Origin of the sequence: Vibrio sp. 10N.222.52.C3, from assembly GCF_041474195.1 — a bacterium.
GTDB lineage: Bacteria > Pseudomonadota > Gammaproteobacteria > Enterobacterales > Vibrionaceae > Vibrio > Vibrio crassostreae_C.
In genome coordinates, this window is sequence record NZ_JBFRTQ010000209.1 from 1 (window position 1) to 1,628 (window position 1,628).

Here is a 1,628-nt window from a genome sequence, read left to right on the forward strand (position 1 = left end):
TTAAATTGTTAAAGAGCTTCTCTTCGTTGTGACTTACATCACTTCGGAAGAGGCGGCCATTCTAGCGATTTAATTCTCAGTGTCAAACACTTATTTGGAATTAATTCCTACTTTCTAAAAGTAGAAGCGAATCATCGCTTAAAGCTAGTTGCCTTACTAACATTTCTCGCTGAAGCCTTGTGGCGTCTGCCGTGTCAGTGAGGCGGCATTATAGAGATGCCGCTCATATTGGCAAGCAATAAATGCGTTTTTTATTAAAAAAAGAGGTTAAGCGAAGATATTTCAACCAAGGTCTTATTTATACCACTTTCACCCCAAGTTTCGAACAAATTACCCACAACGACCTGTGGATAACTACTCTCCACTATCAAAAAAGTAAGATAAACGAGCCCTAGGGTTTAGATACTCTCGAACTTGTTCAGGTAATTTGCTTGGATGAACGGCATTAACGATTTTGATCTCTTTAATAAAGAGGTCAATGATCGGAGCTTGGGTTCTTGGCACGCTAGGATCATAGATAAGTACATTTGGATAAAGCATATGTTTAGCGTTAACGGATATCACAATCCCAATCGAGTCATTTGAAAGCTGTACTACAGTTCCTGGTGGATAGACTCCCATGAACTTAACTAACAGCCCCAAGTTATCTTGGCTATATAGATGCTTGCAGCTCTTATATAGGTGGGACAGTGCCAAATACGGGATCATTTGTTGAGATTGCGTTTTACCATGGCAAAGGTTATCAAATGCATTAGCCACGGCGACTATCTTGGCAAATTCATCAATCTCATGTTCTTTTAAGCCCTCGGGGTAGCCAGAACCATCATTCATCTCATGATGTTGAGCGATCACCTTTTTAGCACTTTCAGGAAAGTCATCAATTGCCGATACAATATCCGCACCGTATTTAGTATGAAGCTTCAGGTAGTTCTCTTCTGGCACCGTTAGTGCACTCTGCTTTCTTAGTATCGCGACTGGTATTTTGATCTTGCCTACATCGTGAAACAACGCTGCGAATGAGAGGTCTTTCAATTGCTGTGTGTTATAGCCTTTGGCCTTTCCTATCATCAGTGCAACAACCGAAACATTTAGAGTATGAAAGTAAATATCTTCGAAATCTGCTTTAGCATTCATAAGGTGCAAGGTGACGTTATCATCGCTCACTAGAGTTTCAACGATATCATCAACAAGAGCCTTAACCTCCCCTACCGCATCTAAAGGTCTGTTACGGATCTTGGTCATCACAGATCGCATTCGAGCAAGCGAACGTTCAAACTCTCTCTCACAATGACTCACCCTGCGGCGGTAAGAGCTAAGGGTTTCGATACGCTCATGCTTATCTTTCCACATTCTTTCCGTTTCAAGGCTTACCTGTGAATCAATATCGACATCTTGTTCACCTACGTGATTAACAGGTAAAGGTGAGGTATCACTTTGACTCAGGTTTATATAGACGTGCTTAATCCCAAGATGTCGAATTACTTTTACTTGAGCGTCATCTTTGATTTTAAAGCTGTTGAATAAAAATGGGTGTTCATTCCATTTTACGGGGAGTCGTATATGCAGACCGGGCTGAATGCGATCTACGGTAATCTTTATGCTGCCCATTTTTATATATAATATTGATG

At 40.8% G+C, this 1,628-nt stretch carries 1 protein-coding gene; it reads right to left on the minus strand.

Going from position 1 to position 1,628, the window contains the following annotated elements; all coding sequences use genetic code 11:
• Nucleotides 1–354 precede the first annotated feature (354 nt).
• Nucleotides 355–1,608, minus strand: coding sequence for an HD-GYP domain-containing protein (locus tag AB4517_RS22160; protein WP_372150021.1), 1,254 nt, complete (start codon nucleotides 1,606–1,608; stop codon nucleotides 355–357).
• Nucleotides 1,609–1,628 lie beyond the last annotated feature (20 nt).

What these genes read in the sequence shown, in the direction of transcription:
- AB4517_RS22160 (WP_372150021.1), bottom strand. Translation starts at nt 1,608, where the DNA reads ATGGGCAGCATAAAGATTACCGTAGATCGCATTCAGCCCGGTCTGCAT.